Below are 24,669 nucleotides of genomic sequence, written 5' to 3'. Positions count from 1 at the left end.
ATGGGACGAGTCACCGCACGAACACCGGTCGTTCGAATTTCGGGCGATCGGGTCGTCACGCGCCCCGACACGCTGGCCGTCGAGGAACCACTCGAAATGAGAGTTGGCGGTCAGGTGCTGGCAGTGACGATGCGGACCCCCGGCAACGACGTCGACCTCGTGCACGGATTCCTTCTCAGCGAAGGTGTCATCGCCACCCGCGACGACGTGAGCGTCGTCCGCTACTGCGACGGCGTCGACGAATCCGGTGCGAACACGTACAACGTCCTCGACATCGCTCTCGCTCCCGGAGTGCCGTTGCCCGACCACACCACCGATCGGAACACCGTCGTCAGTTCCGCGTGCGGCGTGTGCGGCAAGACCTCGCTCGACGCCGTCCGAACCACGACGCGACATCCGCTGGTCGGTGACACGACTTCCGTCACCTCGACCATCCTGTCGGCCATGCCGGTCACACTGCGGGAGAGCCAACGGATCTTCGAGCGCACCGGTGGCCTGCACGCGGCCGGATTGTTCACCGCCACCGGCGAACTCCTGGCACTGCGCGAGGATGTCGGCCGTCACAACGCCGTCGACAAGGTGATCGGTTGGGCCATCACCGACGGCCGAGTGCCCCTCTACGACACGATCTTGATCGTCAGCGGTCGGGCGTCGTTCGAACTCGTCCAGAAGGCCGTCATGGCCGGCATTCCGATCCTCGGTGCTGTCTCCGCGCCGTCGTCGCTGGCCGTGGAACTAGCGCAGGAGTCCGGGCTGACTCTCGCCGGTTTCATCCGCGGCGATTCGATGAACGTCTACTCGCACCCGCACCGAGTCGAGGTCACGTCGAACTCGCACGCAACTGAGCCGACAGTCGCACAGCGGAGTTGACTTCCCCGTAGCCCTCGTATCCACCCACCCGCTGCACGACCTCGAAGAACAGGTCTCCCCCGACGGTCGGGGTGAACAGGTGGAAGAACTCGCCGTGAGCGTCTGCGTCGTAAAGAATTCCGGTGCTGCGCATCCGGTCGAGCAGTTCCGGATTCAGTCCGAAACGCGCGTCCAGATCGTCGTAGTAGTTCGGGGAAATGGGTAGCGGAGCAAATCCCCAGTCCTGCATGGACGCAGCGGCACCGAAGATGTTCTCACACGCGAAGGCGACGTGGCTGACGCCGCCGCGACGGACCGTCGGCAGCCCGCTTCGACTTCCCTCCACCATGTTCAGCGAGATGCGCAGGGTATGTCCGTCACCGCCTTGAACGAGCGTGAGCGCCTGGCTTCGCATGAGGCCGACAGAATCGGTGACGTCCTGCCCCTCGTGTGGTTGCATCTCGAACACGGACCGCAGGAGCAGCATGATGCCGTCCCAGCTCTCGGCCGGAACCGCCAGTGCCACGTGGTCGATCCCGGTGAACACTGCGCCCTGTTCACGATTGCGCTCGGCGGGCAGCGGGTAGATCTCGAATGCCGATTCCCACGCTGCAGCGCTGCCGGGGCCACGAAGGTCGATCGATGTCGCATCGGTGACCTTCAGGCGTACGACGTCCGGTACCTCGGAGTTCTCGTCGCTCGACCCCGGCAACTGCACGCGCGTCGCCGGCACTTCGAGAGCCAGAGCGCGCTCTCCCCACACCTCGGGTTCGGTTGCCCGGATGCCGATCTGAGTGAGAACCGGTAGATCCGCAGGCAGCCCGGGCGCCGTCCACACCGTGCCCGCAGTCGCATCCACGGCAACGGTGAGCGGTCCGTGCCGCCACAACTGCAAATCGTGATCGTGGTGCCGTCCGACAAGATGAAAACCGACGCGGGAGAGCATCGAGTGCACCTGGTCCTGTTTCGCCGGACCCGCCGCGATTCGCAGAGACACGATTCCTTCGAGCGGCGTGCGCTCCGGGGCGGTGAACAGCGTGGGTCCACCGGCGGCAGGGTTCGCGGCGGCGACCTGTTCTTCCAGATGCAGGAGCGACCGATGAGCGTCGATTGCCGTCCGCTGGGTGTCGGCGCGGCGGAATACGTCGTTGAAGATCTCGAGCGACCACGGTCCGTCGTAACCGGTGGCGTAGACATGCTGAGCGAACGCATTGAGATCGAAGCTGCCCTGCCCCGGGAAGTTTCGGTGATGCCGGCTCCACTGGAGGATGTCCATCGCCAAGAACGGAGCGTCCGCCAACTGGAGGAAGAAGATCTTCTCGCCGGGAATCTCGCGAATTCCGGCGGGATCGTCACCGCGCGAGAGGATGTGAAAGCTGTCCAGACAGGTACCGAGCGAAGGATGGTCGACGCCCTCGACGATCTGCCACGCATGGCCGTACGTGTTGACGTGGGCACCCCACGCGAGCGCCTCATAGGCAACCTTCTTGCCGTGCTCGGACGCCAGTTCGGCGAGAGCTCCGAATTGCTCTGTCAACTGACCGTCATCGTGACTCGCGGTCTTCAGGGGCGAGGAGCACACCAGGAGCGTCTCGCACCCCAGTTGATCCATGAGCTCGAATTTGCGTTGCACTCGAACAAGATTCCGAGCAAATTGGGCCTTGTCCACCGTGTCGAAGTCACGGAACGGCTGATACAGATCGAGGGTCAAGCCCAGATCCGCAGCCCTCGTTCGTAATTCCTTCGGGGACCACGGCGAAGCAACAAAATCCGGCTCGAACACCTCGAAGCCGTCGAAGCCGGCAGCAGCGATGGCGTCGAGCTTCTCCTCGAGAGTGCCACTGAGCGATACCGTCGCGATCGACGTCCGGACCGGGGCACTCACAGCGCTGCCGCAGTCTGTTCGCCGTGTACAAGTTCCGTCATGTGCGCGAGCATCCGCTTACTGTCGGGCTCGATGCCCGTGAAGATCCGGAACGCGTCGACGGCCTGGAAGACAGTCATTCCGCCTCCGCTGAGCGTCGGGGCTCCGATCAACCTTGCCTGACGCAACAGTTCGGTTTCGAGTGGACGGTAGACGATTTCGGCCACCCACAGATCAGGGCGAAGCAGATCCGGCGAGAATGCCATTCCGGGATGAGCCGCCATTCCCATCGGCGTCGCGTGGATCAATCCGTTTGCCTTGCCGAGCACTTCGGCGAGGTCGCTCGTGTGCCGCGCCTCGACAACCTGCGCCGGAAACTGCTGCGCGAAGGTTTGTGCAAGTTCCTGCGCGCGAGGCAGGCTCGAATCGACCAACGTCAGCGTCCCGACGCCGCGGGTGAGCGCGGCATAGGCAACCGCTGCACCGGCTCCGCCCGCACCGAGCTGGACGACACGATCGAGCTGGGCTCCGGGAAGTCCGTCGTCGAAATTTCGGCCGAAGCCCGACCAATCGGTGTTGTGTCCGATCGCCTTGCCGGAGTCGAAGAGGACCGTGTTCACCGCACCGAGCCGGCTCGCATCCGGCGAGAGCTCATCGAGGTGCTCGATCACCAACTGCTTGCACGGGTGAGTGATGTTGAGGCCGCGGAAGCCGAAACATCTTGCATAGGTGAGAAGTTCACCGATGTCCGACGGCGCCATCCCCATCGTATCGAGATCGAGGATGCGGTAAACGTACGGCAGGCCCTGTCTGCGCCCTTCTTCCTCGTGCATGATCGGAGTCAAGGAGGCTCCGATGCCGGTGCCGATCAGACCGCAGAGGATCGAATCACTCATCAGTTCTTCCCTTCTCGAATGCAGACGAATTCGACTGCGGCGCTGTATCCGTCGATTCCCAATCCACAGATGACGGCGTCGGCGATGCCGGAGACATACGAGTGGTGACGGAATTCTTCGCGACTGTGGATGTTGCTGATGTGCACTTCCACGACGGGGGCATCGAGTGTGACCAGAGCGTCGCGCAACGCAACGGAGGTGTGCGAGTACCCACCGGGATTGATGACGATGCCCGCGACATTTCCCCTGGCCTCGTGGACCCAATCGATCAGTTGACCCTCGTGGTTCGACTGCTTTGCCTCGACCACCGCTCCGAACTTCGCGGCCGCCGCTTCACAGCGGGAAACTACGTCGTCCAGTGTGTCTCTCCCGTAGAACTCCGGTTGGCGCTGGCCCAACAAATTCAAGTTGGGCCCGTTGAGGACCAGGACCGGTAGAGATGAAGTCATCAGGGGCACCTCGGGGTTGACGCTCGAAACTAATGTACGAACTAGTGAGTTAGTTCACTGGACGTTACTCCCCCGACGCGGACTCGACAAGCAAAGTCGACAAACTGCTGACAGATAGAGTGAGCACATGGTTTCCGAGCAGTCAGTGAACTCTGTGGTGTCGAAGCCGGAGAAGCGACGCCGAAACAGCGATCTGACCAGGGTGAACATCATCGCCGTCGCCACCGAGGAGTTTGCCGACAAAGGCTTTGCCGGCGCCCGAGTGGACGAGATCGCAACCAAGACTCACACCACCAAGCGCATGATCTACTACTACTTCACCGACAAGGAAGGGCTGTACAAGTCCGTCCTCGAACACGCGTACAGCGTCATTCGTGCGCAGGAACGTGAACTCGACCTCGAGGGATTGAAACCCACGGCAGCAGTCCGCGCCTTGGCCGAACTCACCTTCGACCACCACGAACAACACCCGAACTTCATTCGGCTGGTAGCCAACGAGAACATGCTCCGCGGCGAGCACATCGAGAAATCCGAGCTACTCAGCGGTCTCGGCGCCCCCGCCGCCGACCTGGTCTCGCAGATCCTCCACGACGGACAGCAGTCGGGAGCATTCCGCTCCGACGTAGATGCTCTCGATATTCACATGTTGATCAGCAGTTACTGCGTCTTTCGTATCGCCAATCGTTACACCTTCAAAGCGCTCTTCGACCGCGATCTGACCGACTCGACGCATCGTGAGCATCTTCGAACAATGCTCGGCGACATGGTTGTTGCGTTCTTGACCTCGAAGGCGCCGTCCTGACCCACCCCGAAGTCCGAAAAATCCCCCTACGGTGGTGAGTGGAACTCACAGCTGCCACCGGGAGGAATGACGTGACCGAGAATTACGTAGACGGGCTTTCACTCGAGGAGAAGGCGTCGTTGACGTCGGGCTCGGATTTCTGGCACAGCCAGTCCGTTCCCGGAATCGAATCGATACTCCTGACCGACGGTCCGCACGGAGTCCGGAAACAACCCGAGGGCGGCGATGCACTCGGACTCGGCCACAGCATTCCAGCGACATGTTTCCCACCGGCGGTCGGGTTGGGCTCGTCGTGGAACCTCGACCTCATCCGCCAGGTCGGTGAGGCTCTGGGCGACGAGGCCAAAGCCGAACAGGTCTCGGTCCTCCTCGGCCCAGGCATCAACATCAAACGATCACCCTTGTGTGGCAGGAATTTCGAATACGTCTCCGAGGACCCATTCCTCTCCGGCCGCGTCGCGGCAGCGCTGATCACCGGCATCCAGTCTCGCGGCGTCGGAACCTCGCTCAAGCACTTCGCTGCCAACAACCAAGAACACGACCGGATGAGAGTCAGTGCCGACGTCGACGAACGGACGCTGCGCGAGATCTATCTGGCCGGCTTCGAATACGCCGTCAAGACCGCGGCCCCGACGACGGTCATGTGCTCGTACAACAAGATCAACGGTGTGTACTCGAGCCAGAACCATTGGCTGCTCACCGAGGTACTCCGCGAACAGTGGGGCTTCGACGGCCTCGTCGTTTCGGACTGGGGAGCGGTCAACGACCGCGTGGCGGCACTCGCCGCGGGCCTCGACCTGGAAATGCCGCCGACCGGAACCGATACCCAGATCGTCGACGCCGTGCGCGGCGGCGACCTGGACGAATCAGTGCTCACCACTGCCGCCGAGCGCCTGGCGACGCTGGTGGCACGCACCGCCGCCGCGCGCACCGAAGGCCACACGTACGACGTCGAGCGTCACCACGAACTGGCACGGACCGCTGCAGCGGAGTCCGCTGTCTTGCTGGCCAACGACGGAGAACTACTGCCGCTGACCCCCGGCGGGCAAACCGTCGCGGTGATCGGCGAATTCGCGTGCAGCCCGCGGTACCAGGGAGCCGGCAGTTCACAGGTGGTCCCGACCAAGCTCGACAATGCCTTGGACGCGATCCTCGACCTCGAAGGCGCCGACCGCGTCACTTTCGCACCGGGCTTCACCTTCGACGGCACTCCGGACGACGACATGGTCACCGAGGCTGTCGACGCCGCACGCCGCGCCGACGTCGCGGTGCTGTTCCTCGGACTACCGTCCGCCACGGAATCCGAAGGATTCGACCGAACCGACATCGAACTGCCGGCTGACCAGATCGCCCTGCTGGAAGCGGTCCACGGCGCGAACCCGAACACGGTCGTCGTGCTCGCCAACGGCGGCGTGGTTTCGATCGAGCCTTGGAAGGATCATGCCGCCGCAATCCTCGAGGGCTGGCTACTCGGCCAGGCGGGCGGCTCGGCGATTGCCGATCTTCTGTTCGGCATCACGAATCCGTCCGGCCGCCTGACGGAGACCATTCCGCTTCGCCTCCAAGACAATCCGTCGTATCTGCATTTCCCGGGATCACAGCAGCACGTCCGCTACGGCGAAGGCCTGTACGTGGGATACCGCTACTACGACTCCGCGCTGCGCGAAGTGGCGTACCCGTTCGGGTTCGGGCTGAGCTACACCACCTTCGACATCACCGATACCTCCGTCGAGGCCGGTGAAAACTCCGCCGAAGTGACCGTCACCGTGCGCAACAGCGGCGACCGATCGGGCAGCAGCGTCGTTCAGGTCTACGTCCACGACGCCTCGGCAAGCATCGATCGACCCGCGCAGGAATTGAAAGGCTTTGCCAAGGTCCACCTCGACCCCGACGAATCCGCGACTGTGACCATCACGCTCGACAGCAGGGCATTTGCCTATTGGTCTGTCACGGAAAAGGACTGGGCGATCGAGGCCGGCGACTACGAGATCCGCGTCGGCTTCTCGTCTCGGGACATCGCAACCACCGACACGATCACCCTGGCCGGGAACGTCGGCGTCGGCACGCTCGACGCCATGTCGACCATCGGCGAATGGCTCGCCCATCCGGTCGGCAGCGCAGTTCTCGGCGCCGCCATGGCTGCCGCAGCGGGCGACGGTGCACAGGCGGTCAGCCCCGAGATGATGGCACTCGCAGGCTCGATGCCGCTCGGAAAACTCGCCACCTTCGGCCTCGGGATCACCGAGGAACAGGTGGAGCAGTTGGTGGCGGCCGCAGCACAGCCGGCCTCCTAACTCTCTGAACTGCGGTTTCGACGAGCAGCGTGACCGCCAGTAGATTTTTATGAACTATTTGGTTAATAATCTTGTGTAGTTGCTGTGGCGTCGGTTACATTCCTTGTATCGCTCTCCGCACAGACGTTCTTGATACGAACACAATCGGCGGATGTAGAGCCTCCACGACGCTTCCACCCAGGAGATGAGCATGTCAGCTAGCACGGTTACACCGTCCGGGCCCGAGGCGGGATCCTTGGCAAGGCCGGATACGACCAAGGTCAAGCGCGCCGCAACGTCGTCGTTTCTCGGCAGCATGCTCGAGTACTACGACTTCTACATCTACGCCTCCGCCGCTGCGCTCATCTTCCCCACGGTGTTCTTCCCGGACAGCGGGCATGCGGCTCTACTTTCGCTGGCCACCTTCGGTGTCGCGTACGTCGCGCGTCCCCTCGGCGCTGTAGTCCTCGGCCATTTCGGTGACCGCGTCGGCCGCAAGAAGATCATGCTGCTCACGCTCATTCTGATGGGCGCAGCCACCTTCCTCATCGGATGTATTCCCAGCGCAGATTCGATCGGAGTTCTTGCACCGATCCTTCTTGTCCTGATGAGAATCGCCCAGGGCATCTCCGCCGCGGGTGAACAGAGCGGTGCCAGCTCACTGACGCTCGAACACGCCCCCGAAGGCCGACGCGCGTTCTTCTGCAGTTGGACCCTCAACGGCACCCAGGCCGGCTTCATCCTCGCCAGCCTCGTATTCCTGCCCATCGCCGCGCTCCCCGACGACATCCTTTACACGTGGGGTTGGCGAATCCCGTTCTGGGGCAGCCTGATCGTTCTGGTCGCGGCATACATCATGCGTCTCAAGCTCGAAGAGCCCGAAGAGTTCACCGAGCAGCAGGAATCCAAGACCGTCGCCAAATTGCCTGTTGCCGATCTTCTTCGCACCCACAGCGCAAATCTGATTCGCGTGATCTGCTGCGCTTTCATCGCCGTCGTCTCGACCATCTTCTCCGTCTTCGGTCTCGCTTTCGCCACCACCGAAGAAGTGGGGATTCCGAAGTCGACCATGCTCTGGGTTGCCATCGCAGCCAACGCCGTAGCCCTGCTCAGTCAGCCCGCCTGGGCGATGCTCTCCGACCGGATCGGTCGCAGGCCGTTGTTCATCGGTGGCGCCCTCGGTAGCGCGGTGTTCATCTACGTGTACTTCGGCGCAATCGCCAGCGGCAACGTTCCCCTGATCTTCCTCGCCGCAATCGGATTGATGTCCGTCTTCTACGCTGCCCCGAATGCCATCTGGCCGTCGTTCTACTCCGAGATGTTCAACACCAAGGTCCGCTACTCGGGCATTGCGATCGGCACCCAGGTCGGCTTCGCCCTCGCAGGCTTTGCCCCCGCCATCGGCAACGCCCTCATGGGCGGCGACAAGACACACTGGATGCCCGTTGCCATTCTGACTTCGGTGGCCTGCGTCATCTGCGCGATCTCGGCGTTCACCGCTAAGGAGACGTTCCGCACCCCCCTCAAGGAGCTCGGCAACCCGATCTAGCCGACCACCCCACAGACACCCTGCACGAACCACTGTGTTGCACGAACCACTGTGTTGCGCGAACCACTGTGTTGCGCGAACGACTGTGGCCCGGCATCTCGCGAGAGATACCGGGCCACAGTCGTTTTGAAGTTCTACGCCGTCTTGTCGCGACGCTCGCCACGTTCCGGCTTACGCGGAACGATGGTCGGAAGTACGTTGTCGTTGACGGTCTCCGCGGTGACGACCACCTTTTCGACGTCGTCACGGCTGGGAATGTCGTACATCACGGGAAGAAGAACCTCTTCCATGATGGCGCGCAGGCCACGCGCACCGGTTCCACGCAAGATCGCCTGATCGGCGATAGCGTCGAGCGCTTCTTCGGTGAACTCGAGTTCGACGCCGTCCATGTCGAACAGGCGACGATACTGCTTGACGAGAGCGTTCTTGGGCTCCGACAAGATCTGAACGAGCGATTCCTTGTCGAGGTTGGTCACCGACGCGATCATCGGCAGTCGGCCGATGAACTCCGGAATCAGACCGAACTTGATCAAATCCTCCGGCATGACCTCGGCGAAACGATCGACCGTATCCAGTTCGGCCTTCGACCGAACCTCGGCACCGAATCCGATACCGCGCTTACCGACACGATCGGAGACGATCCGCTCGAGACCTGCGAAAGCGCCCGCGACGATGAACAGCACGTTAGTGGTGTCGATCTGAATGAATTCCTGGTGCGGATGCTTACGGCCACCCTGCGGCGGGACGCTCGCCTGCGTACCTTCGAGGATCTTCAGCAACGCCTGCTGAACACCTTCGCCGGACACGTCACGCGTGATCGACGGGTTCTCGCTCTTACGGGCGATCTTGTCGACCTCGTCGATGTAGATGATTCCGGTCTCGGCGCGCTTGACGTCGTAGTCGGCAGCCTGAATCAGCTTGAGCAGAATGTTCTCGACGTCCTCACCGACGTAACCGGCCTCGGTCAACGCCGTCGCGTCAGCGATGGCGAACGGGACGTTGAGCATCTTCGCGAGAGTCTGAGCGAGATACGTCTTGCCACAGCCGGTGGGGCCGAGCATCAAGATGTTCGATTTCGCGAGCTCAACCGTCTCACCCCGCGCGTCACGGCCCTTGTCGCCGGCCTGAATGCGCTTGTAGTGGTTGTAGACGGCCACGGCCAACGTCCGCTTGGCGGAGTCCTGACCGATGACGTAGTTCTCGAGGAATTCTCGGATCTCCGCAGGCTTGGGAAGCTCGTCGAGCTTGACCTCGCTCGATTCGGCCAATTCCTCTTCGATGATCTCGTTGCAGAGGTCGATGCACTCGTCGCAGATGTACACCCCGGGTCCTGCAATGAGCTTTTTGACCTGCTTCTGACTCTTACCGCAGAAAGAGCACTTGAGCAGATCCCCGCCGTCGCCGATGCGTGCCATCTCGTGAGGTCCCTACTTTCCATCATGTACGTGCACTCGCCGCCACTCGATCGGTCGAGACGCTCCGCAGTACTTCGGTAGTTGTCAGATCAGACAAACTGATCGAACAAATCTGGTCGAACAATCGCAGAACGCCGGTCGAGAACCAGCCCGTGAAGTGACGGTACCCGCAGATCCCGAACGGGGTCGACCTGTTCTCGGCGTTTCGCCTGCGGATAAAAAAGAAAAGAGTCGAGATTTCAGCCTGGCGAGCGCTCCACCAGGCACTTCTCGACGTGTCCGCCTCGTGTCGGGAATCGGGATACAGATCCTCGACACGAGGCGGAAATCGACTACTTCTGTGCGCTGAGCTTCCGGTAAGCCAGCACGTCGTCGATGATGCCGTACTCCTTGGCCTGCTCGGCCGTGAGGATCTTGTCGCGATCGGTGTCGACGCGGATGGTCTCCGGATCCTTACCCGTGTGCAGCGACAGCGTGCTCTCCATGAGCCGACGCATACGCTCGATCTCCGCAGCCTGGATCTCCAGATCGGAAACCTGACCCTGGATGCCGCCCGTAGCCGGCTGGTGGATCAGAATGCGCGAGTTGGGGAGCGCGAAGCGCTTGCCCGGCGTACCGCCGGCCAGAAGCACGGCAGCTGCCGAAGCAGCCTGACCGAGGCAGACGGTGGAAATGTCGGCACGGACGTACTGCATCGTGTCGTAGATCGCCATCAGCGCGGTGAAAGAACCACCGGGCGAGTTGATGTACATCGTGATGTCGCGGTCCGGATCCTGCGATTCGAGAACCAGCAACTGCGCCATGAGGTCGTTGGCGGACACGTCGTCGACCTGCGAGCCGAGGAAGATGATGCGCTCCTCGAACAGCTTGTTGTACGGGTCGGACGTCTTGACGCCGTAGCTGGTCTGCTCCGTGAACTGGGGCAGGATGTAACGCGATTGGGGGCCCGACGGCGCCTGGCCGCCCAGCGAGTTAGCTCCGAAAAGATTGGTCATCAGTTCTCCAAAGTATGAATTGGGCAGCGAAAGGATGGGCGAACCGGCTCAGTTGCCGGTGCCGCCGGCCTGATTCGCACGGGAGACGACGTGGTCGACGAAGCCGTACTCGAGAGCTTCCTTCGCCGTGAACCAACGGTCACGATCGGAGTCCGCGGTGATCTGCTCGACCGTCTGGCCGGTGTGCTGAGCAATCAGCTCGGCCATTTCGCGCTTGGTGTGCTTGAACTGCTCGGCCATGATCGCGATGTCGCTGGCGGAACCACCGATGCCGGCGGACGGCTGGTGCATCATGATGCGGGCGTGAGGCAGTGCGTAGCGCTTGCCCTTGGTGCCTGCCGAGAGCAGGAACTGACCCATCGACGCCGCAAGGCCCATGCCGAAGGTGGCGATGTCGCACTCGGCGAACTGCATCGTGTCGAAGATCGCCATACCTGCGGTCACGGATCCACCGGGCGAGTTGATGTAGAGCGAGATGTCTCGCGTCGGGTCCTCGGCCGAGAGCAGCAGGATCTGTGCGCACAGCTTGTTGGCGATGTCGTCGTCGACCTGGGTACCGAGGAAAATGATGCGCTCTCGCAGCAAGCGCTCGTACACCGAGTCGCTGAGGTTCAACCCAGCGGTCGCTGAAGTCATGGCGGGACTCTGCAAAGTCTCCAGGTGATTGGAAGTCACGGTACCTGCCTTCTATGTGGATCTACTTGTGCGGTGGATCGTCTATGCGAAACACTTCTACTGACACAGACAGTAACGAAGTAGGGCGGCACCGGAGTCCCGGTGCCGCCCTACTTCGCTCAAAGCGGAAAACTCAGTGCAGTCGATCGTGGTGAAAACACCCGTCCGCCTGCGTTTTTACTTGTCTTCGCTCTCGGCGGAATCAGACTCGTCCGCTTCGGTTTCGGCCTCACTGCTGCCGAACAGCTCTGCGGTGTCGACAACTGCGCCGGAGGTGTCCTTGACACCGGCCGACTCGACGACGGACGCGAGAGCCTTGCCACGACGGACGTCTGCGAAGACGGCGCCGAGCTGGTTGGCCTGCTGGATCTGCTGGATGAACTGCTCAGGAGCCATGCCGTAACGCTGCGCCTGGAACAGGATGCGCTCGGTGAGCTCGTCCTGACCGACGGTGACGTTGCCCGCATCGGCAATCGAGTCGAGCAAGAGCTGCGTCTTGACGGAGCGCTCAGCGGCTTCCTGTGCATCCTTGTCGAACTCTTCGCGGCTGCTGCCCTGCTCTTCGAGGAGCTTGTTCAGTGCCTCTTCGTCGTGATCGAGACCGTGAACGGCGTCGTGCAGTGCAGCGTCGACCTCAGCCTTGACGACAGCCTCCGGCAACGGAACCTCGACGGTCTCGAGCAGCTGCTCGAGAACCTTGTCGCGGATCTGACCGGCCTGCTCGACCTTGCGGACGCGTGCGACGCGCTCACGGAGGTCAGCCTTCAGTTCTTCCAGGGTGTCGAACTCGCTGGCGAGCTGAGCGAACTCGTCGTCCTCAGCCGGAAGCTCGCGCTCCTTGACCGTCTGCACGGTCACGGTGACAACAGCTTCCTTGCCTGCGTACTCGCCGGCGACCAGCGTCGACGTGAAGTCCTTGGACTCCCCCGACTTGAGGCCGATGATGGCTTCGTCGAGGCCCTCGATGAGCTGGCCCGAACCGACCTCGTGCGACAGTCCGCTCGCGGTTGCCTCGGCAACGTTCTCGCCGTCGACGGTGGCCGACAGATCGATGGAGACGAAGTCGCCGTCCTCGACTGCGCGGTCGACGCCGGTGAGGGTGCCGAAACGCTGACGCAGCGAAAGCAGCTGCTCTTCGATGGCTTCGTCGGTGATCTCGATCGGATCGACCTCGACGTTGATGGAGCTGAAGTCAGGGAGCTCGATCTCCGGGCGCACGTCGACCTCGGCGGTGAACTCGAGGAGCTCGCCGTCTTCGATCTTGGTGACCTCGATCTCGGGCTGGCCGATGGCCTTCACGCCGGCGCTGGTGACAGCCTCGGAGTAACGCGACGGCAGAGCGTCGTTGACGACCTGCTCGAGCACAGCGCCGCGACCGACACGCGCTTCGAGGAGGCGGGCCGGAGCCTTGCCGGGACGGAAGCCGGGGAGACGAATCTGCTGCGCGAGGGCCTTGTAGGCCTTGTCGAAATCAGACTTGAGTTCCGCGAAGGGCACCTCAACGTTGATACGGACTCGCGTCGGGCTGAGCTGCTCGACGGTGCTCTTCACGAAACTTCGCTCCTTCGTCTGGTCTTGCTCACAACTTGTGTTGAATCGGTACTGCTGTGTGTTCGGTACTGCTGTCTGGCGCGGCACTTCACTCCCGGACTTACTGGAGGTGAAGTGCCATGTACGTACTTGTCGGGATGACAGGATTTGAACCTGCGACCCTCCGCTCCCAAAGCGGATGCGCTACCAAGCTGCGCTACATCCCGTTTCCGATCACATGAAACACACGATACGGCCATCCGAGGCCACTAAGACAGCGGGCCACAAAGGCAGCCACCATCGGTGACCGCGCACAACCCTATCGCGCTCACTACTCTCTCACGAACCCGACCGCCATTTGTACACGGCCCGGCTGTCGACCCCGTCAGTATGTCATCCGACGGCAGCCACATACAGCCTTGCCTCAACTGCCATTCAGAGCCGGAATCAGAAGTCGCGCCTGCGGCCGAGACACCCCAACTCGCCGAGCAATTCGCCAATTCCCCAGGTGAACGACGGTCTCGAACTTCTCCGACCCCCCGATTATGAAATCCGGTGGGGCATTGGGTACAGTTTCGTATCGCAGACGACGAACACGGCGATCCCGAGTTGTCGTATGCACGGGGATGTAGCTCAATGGTAGAGCCTCAGTCTTCCAAACTGATCACGCGGGTTCGATTCCCGTCATCCCCTCCATCAGGAGGGAAACTCCACAAAAGATCCGCATCGGCCCAGCCGGTGCGGATTTTTTGTATTCCGACTTTGTCCACTCAGACCACTCCCCTGCGGTCCGTATCCTGGAGTTGTCCGGATCGATTCTGCTCGGGAGGCCACGTGACCACGATTCTTCTCATACTCGTCGTTCTGGCCGTAGTCGTATTCCTGGTCATGAAAAGCCAGCAACGCGGTTCCGGCCACAGCGCAACACAACTCGACGATGCGAAAGCCGATGCCCGGCAGGCGATCGAACGCCTCGGCGGTCAGGTCTACAACCTGACCGGCAGTGACGACGCGTCGCGCCAAGCCCTCGCCGACGCGGCCGAACGGTACAACGCCGCAGGCTCGCAGATCGATCAGGCCGCAACGCCGGTCCAAGCACGTCTCGCGAAACAGACTGCACTGGAAGGGCTTTACTACATCCGCGCGGCACGGGTGGCGATGGGCATGGATCCGGGACCGGAAGTTCCTTCCATCGACGGACAGAAGGCTGCCGGTTCGGTCACCGAAGACCGTGAGGTCGAATTCGAGGGCCGCAAGGTCGCCGCATCACCCAATCCGTCGTCGCACACACCCAACTACTACCCCGGTGGCCGAGTCGCCGGACGCCCGGTCCCGGCCGGCTGGTACTCCGAACCCTGGTGGAAGCCTGCACTCGTAGCCGGCGCCTGGGGTCTGGGTTCGATGATGCTGTTCTCGACCATGTTCTCCGGCATGGCCGGGGTTCCTTACGGCGCAGAGGCTTTCGCCCAGGGTGGCGATCCCGGCGCCGACACAGGCTCCGGTGACTCGGGAGATCAGGGTATGGACGCCGGTGATCCCGGCGCCGACCAAGGAAGTATCGACAACACGGACTACACCGCTGACGGCGGAAGCGACTGGTCTGGTGGCGACGGAGGCGGAATGGATTTCGGGGGCGGCGGGGACTTCGGCGGCTTCGACTTCTAAGCCGACTGACAGACCGGGCACCAGAACAGGTTTCGTGCCTTCATGACGGAATGCAGGATCGGTGTGCCGCACACGCGGCACGGCGATCCTGCTCTTCTGTAGACATAGGTACGCGGACGATCCTTCGCGTACGCCGGATCTCCGTTGTCGTGCTCGGCGCGAACGACGTGCATCTTCCCCCGTCTGACGCCGACTTTCATCAATTCGACTAGGTCTGCCCACATGGCGGTCCACTCGCCGTGAGAGACGAGATTCCCCGGTCGTTCAGGGTTGATTCCGTGACGAAAGAGAAGTTCGGCGCGATAGACGTTGCCGACACCCGCCAGGACCGCCTGGTCCATCAGCAGGGCGCCGATTGCCGTCTTGGACTTGGAGATTCGCAACCAGGCCTTCTCTGGATCCGCGTCGCGGCGCAGTGGGTCCGGCCCGAGTCTGGCCTCGATCGCGGCGACCTGAGGAGGTAGCAGGACTTCGCAGGCGGTGGGACCACGAAGGTCGGTGCCGAAATCGGCACCGACCATACGCATCCGGACCTGACCTACCGGTTCTTCCATCGGCAGGGCGGCGTCGGTGAACTTTCCGTACAACCCGAGGTGTACGTGAACTGTCAGACCGTTGTCGTACGTGTGCCAGAGGTGCTTTCCCCAGGCATCCGAGGACGTGAGTACGTGTCCGTCCACCAGGCGCGCGTCCTCGGCGAATCTGCCTTGCGGACTGAGGACGCGGACCGGTGAACCGACGAACTTGCGGGCATGCAACCGTGCCAGCCGGTGCAGGGTATGACCTTCAGGCACGGAACAACTTTCGGATCAGGCTTGCGGCAGAGCCGGTGCGACGCCGGTCTTCTCGTACTCGGACAGGATGTCGATACGACGCTGGTGGCGCTCTTCACCCGACCATGCGGTGGCGAGGAAAGCGTCGACGATGGCAAGCGATTCCTCGAGGGAATGCATACGTCCGCCGATGCCGATCAGCTGAGCGTTGTTGTGCTCACGTGCCAGCTTCGCCGTTTCGACGCTCCAAGCGAGGGCGCACCGTGCGCCGGGAACTTTGTTCGCTGCGATCTGCTCGCCGTTGCCACTGCCACCCAGGACGATTCCCAGGCTGCCCTCGTCGGCGACGACGCGCTTTGCGGCTTCGATGCAGAAAGCCGGGTAGTCGTCCACGGCGTCGTACTCGTGAGCACCACAGTCGATGGCCTCGTGGCCGTTCGCTTTCAGGTGTTCGATGATCTCGTTCTTACGTTCGAATCCGGCATGGTCGGCACCCAGGTATACGCGCATGGCGACAATTCTCTCAGGCCCGACCAGCCGGGCGCACCCGGGTCGACGTCACACTTTCAGGAACACGCATCGCCGCGCGAGCACACCTATCGTGGTGCCCATGTACCCCGTCAACGGCCAGGCCGCTGCACCCGCCCTTCGTATGTCACCGGGCAGTGACGCCGTTCGCCACCCGTGGGAAATCCCGCTACTCGTGCTCGCGGTACTGACGACGGTCGTCACTTATGTGGTGGCGATCGTTCTGATCGCTGCGGGTGATCTGTCGACGTGGATCCTCGTGGTGCTCGCGGCTCCGATCCTGCTGTTCCTCGCGCGAGGTCAGCTGTACGGATCGCAACAGGTCAACGGAATCAAGATGACGCCTTCACAGTTTCCGGAGGGGTATCAGCTGGTTGCCGAGGCTGCGGCACGATTCGGCATGAAAACTCCGCCGGATGCCTACGTCGTGCTGGGGAACGGACGGATCAACGCGTTCGCGTCGGGGCACGGATTTCGCCGTTTCGTCGTCGTCTACAGCGACCTGTTCGAAGTCGGTGGGCAGGCACGCGAGCCCGATGCGCTCGCATTCATCATCGGCCACGAGGTCGGCCACATCGCTGCCGGGCATGCGTCGTACTGGCGCCAGTGGGGACAGTTCGCGTCGAACTACATTCCGGTGATCGGGTCTTCGCTGTCGCGTTCCATGGAGTACACGGCGGACAACTTCGGCTTTCACATGCGTCCGCAGGGTGCACCGGGCGCGATGGGCGTCCTAGGCGCGGGAAAGTATCTGGTGGGTCTGGTCGGGTTCGACGAACTGGCCGATCGGGCGACACTCGAATCCGGGTTCTTCCCGTGGTTCGTCAACATCTTGTCGTCGCATCCGGTGCTGACCTGGCGTGCGGCTGCACTTCGCAACCGCACGCACTCAGGGCATCTGTTCTTCCGGCCGGGTCAGCTCTACCGAAATCCGGCGCTCACTGCCGCTCAGTCGAACTGAGGATCCTCGTTGCGGGTCCGCTTGAGCTCGAAGAAGTGGGGGTAGCCGGCCAGCGCGACTGCGCCGTCCCACACCTTGCCTGCGTCCTCGCCGCGCGGGATGCGTGAGAGCACGGGGCCGAAGAACGCCACACCGTTGACATGGATCGTCGGGGTTCCGACGTCGGGTCCGACGGCGTCCATGCCCTTGTGGTGGCTCTCGCGCAGAGCCTCGTCGTACTTGTCGGTGTCGGCGGCCTCGGCCAGTTCAGGTGGCAGGCCGACCTCGGCAAGGGACGACTTGATGACGTCGGCGAAGTCCTTGTTTCCCTCGTTGTGAATCTTCGTCCCCATCGCCGTGTACAGCGGCAGCAGGATATCGTCGCCCTTCAGCTGCGCTGCAGCGATGGCGACACGGACCGGGCCCCAGGCCTTGGTCATCATCTCCCGGTACTCGTCGGGAAGGTCACGGCCCTCGTTGAGAACCGCAAGGCTCATCACGTGGAACTTGGCCTCGATGTCGCGTACCTGCTGGGCCTCGAGAATCCAGCGTGAGGTGATCCAGCACCACGGGCAGAGCGGATCGAACCAGAAGTCAGCAGTGTCCGTGGTCTTGCTCGAGGTTGCGCTCACGAAGAAACTCCCTATCAGTTCATGTCGGTCAGGTCATATCAGTTCGGGGACATACTCCCGTTCTGCCAACAATCATGAACCCGCAATCCTTCCCGCGCTTTCCCCCGAACCACCTCCCGATCGCAGTAGTGTCGAAAAGAAACGAGTACGAAGGAGTGGTTCAGTAATGAGCACCAACCGGAGATTCGTGATCGTCGGCGGCGGGCTCGCGGGCGCAAAGATCGCAGAAGCCCTGCGTGACAGAGATTTCGACGGTGAGATCACCGTATTGAGTGAAGAAGACCACCTCCCGTACGAGCGTCCGCCGCTGTCGAAAGAGTTCTTCGCCGGCAAGAAGACACTCCCCGAATTCACCGTCCACGACGGCGAGTGGTTTCGCGACCATCGCGTCGATCTTCGCCCGGGAACGACGGCAACGGCCATCGACCCCGCTGCGCACACCGTGTCACTTCCGGACGGTTCCACGATCAGCTACGACAAGCTCGCCTTGGCCACCGGTTCGCGGTCGCGGCGCCTCGACATCCCGGGATCCGACGCCGAGGGCGTTCACTACGTGCGAACAGTCGATCAGGCCGCCGCGCTGCTGCGCACCCTGGCCGCCGACAAGAAGCTCGTCGTGATCGGTGCCGGCTGGATCGGCCTCGAAATTGCCGCGTCGGCTCGCGGTTTCGACGTCGACGTCACCGTGCTCGAGCATGCCGGACTTCCGCTCGAATCGACCCTCGGCCCGGAAATGGGTGAGGTCTTCGCCGCACTGCACCGCCAGAACGGGGTGGACTTACGCACCGGCACGGACGTCACCGCAATCTCTGTCGACGGCGGTCACGCCTCGGGCGTCACTTTGATCGATGGAACCGTGATTCCGGCCGACGCCGTGTTGATCGCTGTCGGCGCATTGCCGAACACCGAGTTGGCATCGGAGGCGGGTATCGACGTCGAGAACGGGGTTCTCGTCGACGCCGGTCTGCAGAGCAGCGACCCCGACGTGGTCGCAGTGGGTGACATCGCGGCCGCACAGCATCCGATTCTGAATGCACGAATTCGGGTGGAGCACTGGGCAAACGCACTCAACCAACCCGAGACGGCCGCAGAGACCATGTTGGGACGGCCCGCCGAGTACGTACGCATGCCGTATTTCTTCACCGATCAGTACGACCTCGGAATGGAATACGCAGGTCACGCACCGCACGGCGGCTACTCCCGTGTCGTCACTCGCGGCGACGTCGACAAGCGCGAGTTCCTGGCATTCTGGCTCGATTCCGCGAACAAGGTGCTCGCCGGCATGAACGTGAACATCTGGGATGCCGGTGACGCCATCAAGGAATTGGTCGCGTCTTCGCGTCCCGTCGATCCGGAGCGGTTGGCCGATCCGGAGATTCCGCTGGCAGAAGTGTCCGCTTGAGTGAAGTCGTTCTCTTCGTGATGGGATGGACGTAATAGATCCGCACCATCTACGAGGAGATCTTTGTGGTCGCACCGAACCTGACACGCGAAACCGCAGCGCAACGGTCAGCAATCCTGACCGTCGAGAACTACCTGATCGAACTCGATCTCACCGACGGCAAAGACGCACCCGGCGAGGAGACGTTCTCCTCGAAGACCACCGTCACGTTCACCGCCACGGCCGGAGCAAGCAGCTTCATCGACATCGTCGCGGCCAGAGTCCATTCCGCGGTCCTCAACGGCACCGCGCTCGACGTCTCCGGCTACGACGAGTCGACTGGCATCAGCCTGCCTGATCTCGCTGCCGACAACGAGTTGGTCATCGAGGCCGATTGCATCTACTCCCACACCGGCGAGGGACTGCACCGATTCGTCGACCCGACCGATGACTCCGTCTACCTCTATTCACAGTTCGAGACGGCCGACGCCAAGCGCATGTTCGCGTGCTTCGATCAGCCTGATCTCAAGGCCACGTTCGACGTCCGCGTCACCGCTCCCACGTCGTGGAAGGTCATCTCCAACTCCGCGGTCGTCGAGACCCTTGCCGCCGATCCCGGCAAGCTCATCTTCAGGACCACCCCGAAGATGAGCACGTACCTGGTGGCGCTCATCGCCGGTCCCTACGCGCAGTGGACCGACAACTACTCCGACGAGCACGGCGACATCCCGCTCGGAATCTTCTGCCGCGCTTCGCTGGCCGAGTTCATGGACGAGGAGCGACTGTTCACCGAGACCAAGCAGGGATTCGACTTCTACCACCGCAACTTCGGTGTTCCCTATGCTTTCGGCAAGTACGACCAGCTCTTCGTCCCCGAATTCAATGCGGGCGCGATGGAGAATGCCGGCGCCGTGACATTCCTCGAGGACTACGTCTTCCGTTCCAAGGTGACCCGCTACTCGTACGAACGTCGTGCCGAAACGGTCCTGCACGAAATGGCGCACATGTGGTTCGGCGACCTCGTCACGATGGCGTGGTGGGACGACCTGTGGCTCAACGAGTCGTTCGCGACCTTCGCTTCGGTCCTGTGTCAGACCGAGGCCACGGAGTACAGGAACGCCTGGACGACGTTCGCCAACGTCGAGAAGTCGTGGGCGTACCGCCAGGACCAGTTGCCGTCGACGCACCCGATTGCCGCGGACATTCCGGACCTGGCCGCCGTCGAGGTGAACTTCGACGGCATCACCTACGCCAAGGGCGCCAGCGTCCTCAAGCAGTTGGTGGCATACGTCGGACTCGAGCCGTTCCTCGCCGGACTGCGTGAGTACTTCCGTGAGCACGCATTCGGAAACGCAACCTTCGACGATCTGCTGGGCTCACTCGAAAAGTCCTCGGGCCGTGATCTTTCCGACTGGGGTCGGCAGTGGCTCAAGACCACCGGTTTGAACATCCTGCGCCCCGACTTCGATGTCGACGCAGACGGAAAGTTCACCCGCTTCGCCGTCCTGCAGGACGGTGCTGCACCAGGCGCCGGCGAGCGGCGAATCCACCGGATCGCAATCGGCATCTACGACGACGTCGACGGCAAGTTGGTACGAAGCCATCGCGTCGAACTCGACCTCGATGCTGTGGAAAGCACGGATGTCCCCGAACTTGTCGGCGTCGCCCGCGGTGCACTCGTGTTGGTCAACGACGACGATCTCACCTACGGCTCCGTGCGACTCGATCCCGAATCGTTGGCGACGGCGATCGAGCGGGTCGGCGACATCACCGATTCACTCCCCCGCACCCTGGTCTGGTCGGCGGCGTGGGAAATGACCCGTCAAGCCGAACTGAAGGCACGCGACTTCGTCGCGCTGGTCGAGCGCGGCATCAGTTCGGAGACCGAAGTCGGTGTGGTGCAACGTCTCTTGCTCCAAGCCCAAACCGCCATCGGCTCCTACGCAGATCCGGCCTGGGCCGAGGCCGAAGGCGCGGCGAGCTTCGCCAATCGGTTGCTCGAACTCGCACGTGAGGCAGAGGCCGGGTCCGACCACCAGCTGGCATTCGTCAACGCACTCACCGGCGCAGCACTCTCCCCGTGGCACACCGAGGTACTGCGCGAATTGCTCGACGCCGATCCCTCCACCGTTGGGCTCGACGGCCTGATCGTCGACACGGACCTGCGCTGGCGCATCGTCGGGGCACTCGCGGCCGCCGGTGAGATCGACGCCGAAGGAACCGCAACTCCATTCATCGACGCCGAAGCTCAGCGTGACCCGACCGCTGCGGGCGCTCGTCAAGCCGCGGCGGCCGCGGCCGGACGTCCGCAGGTCGCTGTCAAGGAAGAGGTCTGGGCAAAGGTCGTCGGCGACGACTCCGTGCCCAACATCACCGCGCGATCGATCATCGGCGGGTTCGCTCGCGAAGGCCAGGACGAATTGCTCGAGCCCTTCGTCTCCCGCTACTTCGCCGATATCGCGGCGGTGTGGGAACGACGCTCGAGCGAAGTGGCACAGACCGTCGTCATCGGGCTGTACCCGTCGTGGTCGATCTCGGACGAATCCGTAGCGGCAGCAGACCGGTTCCTCGAAGGCGACATCCCTCCCGCGTTGCGTCGCCTGGTCGTCGAAGGCCAGGCCGGCGTGGTTCGTTCACTCGCAGCACGAAAGTTCGACGCGAGCTGACATGCAAAAGGCCGGTGCCCGCGTCGATTCTCACGAATCGACGCGGGCACCGGCCTGTGTCTGACAAACAGTTACGGCGCTGAAATTGCGGCTGCCATAACGCGGATGGCACTGATCAGTCCGTCGATCAGGTTGCCTTCACTGAAGGATGCAACAGCTGCCGTTGCTCCGAGCTGGGTAACACGATCGGTGACCCGATCGGCGATTGCCCGACCGCTGCGAACCTCGACGGTGCGCTGGTTGGGCGAAACGGCGATCAGGACGGAACGCTCGGCTTCGGGCGTGGTCGGGAACAATGCGTCGGCACCCGCTGCCGGATCAGAACCGAGATCACCGACGTACGCGTTGAACCGCACCTTGGTGGCCCGCGTCGCTTCGGTCATCGCGACGTCGAGCGCGACCAGATCCATGGTCTCGAACGGAAGATCGTCGGTGAACGGCTCGCCGATGCGATGCACACCGGATACGCGTCCACTGGACGTGACGACGCTGCCGACGGGCAGGTCCTCGGGCGCTACTGCGAGCGCGGTCGAATGATCACCACTTGCCACTTGCGGACCCTCCGATCAGATCAGCCGAACCGGCTTCGATTGCGTGTGCACTGCCGTGATGGCCACCGCGAACGGTGACCTCGTCGACAGCACTCCACAGCACGGGAGCGTGATCCCACGACTCACCGAGATGGAACGCCGGCGGAACCGGTCCCGGCGTCTTCTTCCCGAGGAAGGACGCAGCCGCGAAGAACGCGGTGATCAAGGCCGGAATCCCAACGTATATCAGTACTACCTCGAGAATGCTCACACCAGATAACGTAGCCCAGAACGCCAGGAAGGAAAGCGTCAGGGCCACAAATTCTCGGGCAATTTCGTTTCGGTGACGCTAGAACTCAATTCAGGCTGCGCCCACGCCGACACATTGCTCAGGCTGCGCCCACGCCGAGATACGGCATCCACGCCGGATGCAATTCCTTGGTCGCCGCGAGCAGACGCCAGTGAGGTCCGGACGGCGGGACCAATTCCGCACGGAGGGTCCATCCGAGTTCGCTGAGCATCTTGTCGGCCTTGCGGTGGTTGCAGGGGGCACAGCACGCGACGCAGTTCTCCCACGAATGCCCGCCACCTCTGCTGCGAGGAACGACGTGGTCGATGGTTTCGGCTTTGGCTCCGCAGTACGCACATCGGAAGTGGTCACGATGCATCAGCGCGGCACGAGTCATGGGGATGCGGGCGCGATACGGAACGCGCACGTAGGTGCGCAATCGAATGACCGAGGGAACCTGCACCGACCAGTCCGCGGAATGGACTACCGGGCCCTGTTCGTCCTCGTGGACGGTATCGGCCTTGCCGCAGGCCATCAGTACGACCGCGCGCCTGGCAGGAAGGGCGGTCAGCGGTTCGTACGTGACGTTGAGCAGTAGCACCCGACGTTTCACCCACTCGGGGACTACGCGATCGGGAGGGAACATCTCGAGGTGAGAATGCTCGTCGGAAAAGAGTGGGTCGGCAGTGTGCGCGAACCCGTCAGGAACAACTTCCAGAACAGCCCCTAACGCGTGGTCGTTCCGCGCGCTAGTGGGCTGGAGTTGTCGGTGATTGCGTGCAGCATGTCGGTTCTTCATACGACCTCCGGGAGACTGCCCCCAAGTTGACCACGGATGATCGCGTTACGCACTCCCATTTCGAACAAAATTGCCAGGACGGCCGGTGAATTTCCGGTGAATGGGTACGCACTCCGACTCGATACAACCGTCGTCGACCCGGAAACCGACCACTACGGCCGTCAGGCACAATGGAACTTGCCATGAATGACGTACAGCACGACGTGCAGCAGACCTTCTACGACGCCGTCGGCGGAGCCGAGACGTTTCACAAGCTCACCGCGCGATTTTACGAAGAAGTCGCGAAGGACGAGGTTGTGCGCCCGCTCTACCCCGAGGCCGATCTCGGACCGGCCGAGCGGCGGATGAGGATGTTCCTCGAGCAGTACTGGGGCGGACCGCACACGTACTCGGAGGAGCGTGGACACCCGCGTCTGCGGATGCGCCACAATCCATTCGTGATCGGCCCGATCGAGCGTGATGCGTGGCTGCGGTGCATGCACGTCGCCATCGCGTCCATCGACGAGAAGACTCTGAGCCCGGTGCACCGCAAGCAGTTGATCGACTACATGGAGATGGCTGCCGCGTCCATGGTGAACTCCGCTATCTGACCGTCTACTTAGCCTTCGGCCTGAACACGCGCGCGACTCGGCGGGCAGCGCGTACCCCGAACGACACCGTGGGATGCAGGGGTGAACTCAAGATTGCATGCTTGCGCACGTACTCTTCGACCTCCCACTCCGACCAACTGCCCGCACGGAAGAGTGCGGCGTCGCCGACACTCAGGGTTCGCTCGGCGATTCCGTCGGCCTGAACGGTGACCGACCCTTCGATGATGTGCACGATTTCGTCCGCGTGGAAGTACCAGCGGAAGCGCCCCTTCGTGCAATCCCAGACGTGTGTAGTCGTGGTCCCGTCTTTACTCGCCGACCATTGCGCCGACCGTGCAACCGGTGTGCCGAAGATTATCCAGTCGCGGTTGATCGGATCATCTTCGAGCAGTACATGATCCAAACTGACCGCTTCGATTGCCGACAAAGTCAAGGCCAAGCCCCCTTGGTTGAATTCCCGAATACTTCTCCCCCGGCAGTAACACCAAAGTTGCCACATGGTGTCACCGCGTGAATGCAAAGTACACCAAGGCTAGGTAAAGAGTCACGCTTTTGCCGTGTCCAAGTCGTGAGAGTGCC

Annotated in this window: 23 protein-coding genes and 2 tRNA genes; 10 read left to right on the top strand and 15 right to left on the bottom strand. The window is 62.4% G+C overall.

All coding sequences use genetic code 11. The features are described from left to right. On the top strand, positions 1-870 hold the full coding sequence (gene fdhD / locus P3G66_RS12980) for a formate dehydrogenase accessory sulfurtransferase FdhD (protein ID WP_003944453.1): 870 nt from the start codon (positions 1-3) through the stop codon (positions 868-870). Here fdhD and P3G66_RS12975 read toward each other — a convergent pair. From P3G66_RS12975 to aroQ, 3 genes are read right to left on the bottom strand one after another with little or no spacing between them, the layout of a single operon-like run. Beyond that, positions 821-2,734 carry a sugar phosphate isomerase/epimerase and 4-hydroxyphenylpyruvate domain-containing protein gene (locus P3G66_RS12975; protein ID WP_230358827.1) on the bottom strand — a complete coding sequence of 638 codons (1,914 nt, stop codon included), beginning with the start codon at positions 2,732-2,734 and terminating at the stop codon, positions 821-823. The genes fdhD and P3G66_RS12975 overlap by 50 nt on opposite strands. Continuing rightward, positions 2,731-3,609: a shikimate dehydrogenase gene (locus tag P3G66_RS12970; RefSeq protein ID WP_276116694.1), complete on the bottom strand. Its 879-nt coding sequence runs from the start codon at positions 3,607-3,609 to the stop codon at positions 2,731-2,733. Before P3G66_RS12970 ends, P3G66_RS12975 begins: the two co-directional genes overlap by 4 nt. Continuing rightward, positions 3,609-4,058, bottom strand: coding sequence for a type II 3-dehydroquinate dehydratase (gene aroQ / locus P3G66_RS12965; protein WP_276116692.1), 450 nt, complete (start codon positions 4,056-4,058; stop codon positions 3,609-3,611). Before aroQ ends, P3G66_RS12970 begins: the two co-directional genes overlap by 1 nt. 127 nt (positions 4,059-4,185) lie before the next feature. Between aroQ and P3G66_RS12960 the strand changes: the two genes are divergently transcribed. The 3 genes from P3G66_RS12960 to P3G66_RS12950 all read left to right on the top strand — a co-directional run bounded on the left by P3G66_RS12960 (position 4,186) and on the right by P3G66_RS12950 (position 8,682). Further along, positions 4,186-4,860, top strand: a complete 675-nt coding sequence (locus tag P3G66_RS12960) for a TetR family transcriptional regulator (RefSeq protein WP_007730968.1) — start codon at positions 4,186-4,188, stop codon at positions 4,858-4,860. A gap of 71 nt (positions 4,861-4,931) precedes the next feature. Then, positions 4,932-7,154, top strand: a complete 2,223-nt coding sequence (locus tag P3G66_RS12955) for a glycoside hydrolase family 3 C-terminal domain-containing protein (RefSeq protein ID WP_042450290.1) — start codon at positions 4,932-4,934, stop codon at positions 7,152-7,154. 190 nt (positions 7,155-7,344) lie between these two features. Beyond that, positions 7,345-8,682 (top strand): MFS transporter, encoded by a 1,338-nt coding sequence (locus P3G66_RS12950; RefSeq protein ID WP_003944496.1) that lies wholly within the window; start codon positions 7,345-7,347, stop codon positions 8,680-8,682. Between the two features lie 134 nt (positions 8,683-8,816). Here the strand turns inward: P3G66_RS12950 and clpX are convergent, their stop codons facing one another. The 5 genes from clpX to P3G66_RS12925 form a co-directional block, all read right to left on the bottom strand. Beyond that, on the bottom strand, positions 8,817-10,097 hold the full coding sequence (gene clpX, locus P3G66_RS12945; protein ID WP_003944582.1) for an ATP-dependent Clp protease ATP-binding subunit ClpX: 1,281 nt from the start codon (positions 10,095-10,097) through the stop codon (positions 8,817-8,819). A gap of 332 nt (positions 10,098-10,429) precedes the next feature. Beyond that, positions 10,430-11,092: an ATP-dependent Clp protease proteolytic subunit gene (locus tag P3G66_RS12940; protein ID WP_003944539.1), complete on the bottom strand. Its 663-nt coding sequence runs from the start codon at positions 11,090-11,092 to the stop codon at positions 10,430-10,432. Between the two features lie 48 nt (positions 11,093-11,140). Beyond that, a complete protein-coding gene (locus P3G66_RS12935) occupies positions 11,141-11,728 on the bottom strand; it encodes an ATP-dependent Clp protease proteolytic subunit (RefSeq protein WP_007730960.1) in 588 nt (195 codons plus the stop codon). A 216-nt stretch (positions 11,729-11,944) separates the two neighbouring features. Beyond that, a complete protein-coding gene (tig, locus tag P3G66_RS12930) occupies positions 11,945-13,318 on the bottom strand; it encodes a trigger factor (RefSeq protein WP_073512225.1) in 1,374 nt (457 codons plus the stop codon). Between the two features lie 132 nt (positions 13,319-13,450). Then, positions 13,451-13,524, bottom strand: a tRNA-Pro gene (locus P3G66_RS12925). 395 nt (positions 13,525-13,919) lie between these two features. Here P3G66_RS12925 and P3G66_RS12920 point away from each other — a divergent pair. Both P3G66_RS12920 and P3G66_RS12915 read left to right on the top strand, forming a co-directional pair. Next, positions 13,920-13,993, top strand: a tRNA-Gly gene (locus tag P3G66_RS12920). A gap of 192 nt (positions 13,994-14,185) precedes the next feature. Next, a complete protein-coding gene (locus P3G66_RS12915) occupies positions 14,186-14,962 on the top strand; it encodes a hypothetical protein (RefSeq protein ID WP_050654637.1) in 777 nt (258 codons plus the stop codon). Here the strand turns inward: P3G66_RS12915 and P3G66_RS12910 are convergent. Next, on the bottom strand, positions 14,959-15,756 hold the full coding sequence (locus tag P3G66_RS12910) for a DNA-formamidopyrimidine glycosylase family protein (RefSeq protein ID WP_003944531.1): 798 nt from the start codon (positions 15,754-15,756) through the stop codon (positions 14,959-14,961). The genes P3G66_RS12915 and P3G66_RS12910 overlap by 4 nt on opposite strands. 15 nt (positions 15,757-15,771) lie before the next feature. After that, on the bottom strand, positions 15,772-16,245 hold the full coding sequence (locus P3G66_RS12905; RefSeq protein WP_003944571.1) for a ribose-5-phosphate isomerase: 474 nt from the start codon (positions 16,243-16,245) through the stop codon (positions 15,772-15,774). Between the two features lie 142 nt (positions 16,246-16,387). On the opposite strand from P3G66_RS12905, the gene P3G66_RS12900 reads away from it, so the two are divergent. Continuing rightward, entirely contained in the window at positions 16,388-17,224 is an 837-nt protein-coding gene (locus tag P3G66_RS12900; RefSeq protein WP_228232720.1) for a M48 family metallopeptidase, read from the top strand. Here P3G66_RS12900 and P3G66_RS12895 read toward each other — a convergent pair. After that, positions 17,212-17,835, bottom strand: coding sequence for a DsbA family protein (locus P3G66_RS12895; RefSeq protein ID WP_007730951.1), 624 nt, complete (start codon positions 17,833-17,835; stop codon positions 17,212-17,214). The genes P3G66_RS12900 and P3G66_RS12895 overlap by 13 nt on opposite strands. 166 nt (positions 17,836-18,001) lie before the next feature. Between P3G66_RS12895 and P3G66_RS12890 the strand changes: the two genes are divergently transcribed. Together P3G66_RS12890 and pepN are read left to right on the top strand one after the other, a co-directional pair. Continuing rightward, a complete protein-coding gene (locus tag P3G66_RS12890) occupies positions 18,002-19,237 on the top strand; it encodes an FAD-dependent oxidoreductase (RefSeq protein WP_073512178.1) in 1,236 nt (411 codons plus the stop codon). 65 nt (positions 19,238-19,302) lie between these two features. Beyond that, positions 19,303-21,882, top strand: coding sequence for an aminopeptidase N (gene pepN, locus P3G66_RS12885; RefSeq protein ID WP_276116691.1), 2,580 nt, complete (start codon positions 19,303-19,305; stop codon positions 21,880-21,882). 71 nt (positions 21,883-21,953) lie between these two features. Here the strand turns inward: pepN and P3G66_RS12880 are convergent, their stop codons facing one another. From P3G66_RS12880 to P3G66_RS12870, 3 genes are all read right to left on the bottom strand, one after another. Further along, a complete protein-coding gene (locus P3G66_RS12880; RefSeq protein WP_003944512.1) occupies positions 21,954-22,433 on the bottom strand; it encodes a DUF5130 domain-containing protein in 480 nt (159 codons plus the stop codon). Continuing rightward, positions 22,420-22,683, bottom strand: coding sequence for a hypothetical protein (locus P3G66_RS12875; protein ID WP_007730943.1), 264 nt, complete (start codon positions 22,681-22,683; stop codon positions 22,420-22,422). Before P3G66_RS12875 ends, P3G66_RS12880 begins: the two co-directional genes overlap by 14 nt. A 118-nt stretch (positions 22,684-22,801) precedes the next feature. Continuing rightward, the gene (locus tag P3G66_RS12870) at positions 22,802-23,500 is read right to left on the bottom strand and encodes an HNH endonuclease (protein WP_003944465.1); all 699 of its coding nucleotides are present in this window, start codon (positions 23,498-23,500) and stop codon (positions 22,802-22,804) included. Between the two features lie 182 nt (positions 23,501-23,682). Here P3G66_RS12870 and P3G66_RS12865 point away from each other — a divergent pair, with 182 nt between their 5' ends. Continuing rightward, a complete protein-coding gene (locus tag P3G66_RS12865) occupies positions 23,683-24,090 on the top strand; it encodes a globin (protein ID WP_003944464.1) in 408 nt (135 codons plus the stop codon). A gap of 4 nt (positions 24,091-24,094) precedes the next feature. Here the strand turns inward: P3G66_RS12865 and P3G66_RS12860 are convergent, their stop codons facing one another. Beyond that, the gene (locus tag P3G66_RS12860; RefSeq protein WP_007730941.1) at positions 24,095-24,529 is read right to left on the bottom strand and encodes a cupin domain-containing protein; all 435 of its coding nucleotides are present in this window, start codon (positions 24,527-24,529) and stop codon (positions 24,095-24,097) included. Positions 24,530-24,669 lie beyond the last annotated feature (140 nt).

The organism is Rhodococcus sp. C3V (assembly GCF_029269915.1).
GTDB lineage: Bacteria > Actinomycetota > Actinomycetes > Mycobacteriales > Mycobacteriaceae > Rhodococcus_F > Rhodococcus_F qingshengii.
This window is presented reverse-complemented; position numbering and strand designations above follow the sequence as displayed.

Coding starts and splice junctions, on each gene's coding strand:
- fdhD (WP_003944453.1), top strand. CDS start 1: ATGGGACGAGTCACCGCACGAACACCGGTCGTTCGAATTTCGGGCGAT.
- P3G66_RS12970 (WP_276116694.1), bottom strand. CDS start 3,609: ATGAGTGATTCGATCCTCTGCGGTCTGATCGGCACCGGCATCGGAGCC.
- aroQ (WP_276116692.1), bottom strand. CDS start 4,058: ATGACTTCATCTCTACCGGTCCTGGTCCTCAACGGGCCCAACTTGAAT.
- P3G66_RS12960 (WP_007730968.1), top strand. CDS start 4,186: ATGGTTTCCGAGCAGTCAGTGAACTCTGTGGTGTCGAAGCCGGAGAAG.
- P3G66_RS12950 (WP_003944496.1), top strand. CDS start 7,345: ATGTCAGCTAGCACGGTTACACCGTCCGGGCCCGAGGCGGGATCCTTG.
- clpX (WP_003944582.1), bottom strand. CDS start 10,097: ATGGCACGCATCGGCGACGGCGGGGATCTGCTCAAGTGCTCTTTCTGC.
- P3G66_RS12940 (WP_003944539.1), bottom strand. CDS start 11,092: ATGACCAATCTTTTCGGAGCTAACTCGCTGGGCGGCCAGGCGCCGTCG.
- P3G66_RS12935 (WP_007730960.1), bottom strand. CDS start 11,728: ATGACTTCAGCGACCGCTGGGTTGAACCTCAGCGACTCGGTGTACGAG.
- P3G66_RS12915 (WP_050654637.1), top strand. CDS start 14,186: ATGAAAAGCCAGCAACGCGGTTCCGGCCACAGCGCAACACAACTCGAC.
- P3G66_RS12905 (WP_003944571.1), bottom strand. CDS start 16,245: ATGCGCGTATACCTGGGTGCCGACCATGCCGGATTCGAACGTAAGAAC.
- P3G66_RS12900 (WP_228232720.1), top strand. CDS start 16,388: ATGTCACCGGGCAGTGACGCCGTTCGCCACCCGTGGGAAATCCCGCTA.
- P3G66_RS12890 (WP_073512178.1), top strand. CDS start 18,002: ATGAGCACCAACCGGAGATTCGTGATCGTCGGCGGCGGGCTCGCGGGC.
- P3G66_RS12870 (WP_003944465.1), bottom strand. CDS start 23,500: ATGAAGAACCGACATGCTGCACGCAATCACCGACAACTCCAGCCCACT.
- P3G66_RS12865 (WP_003944464.1), top strand. CDS start 23,683: ATGAATGACGTACAGCACGACGTGCAGCAGACCTTCTACGACGCCGTC.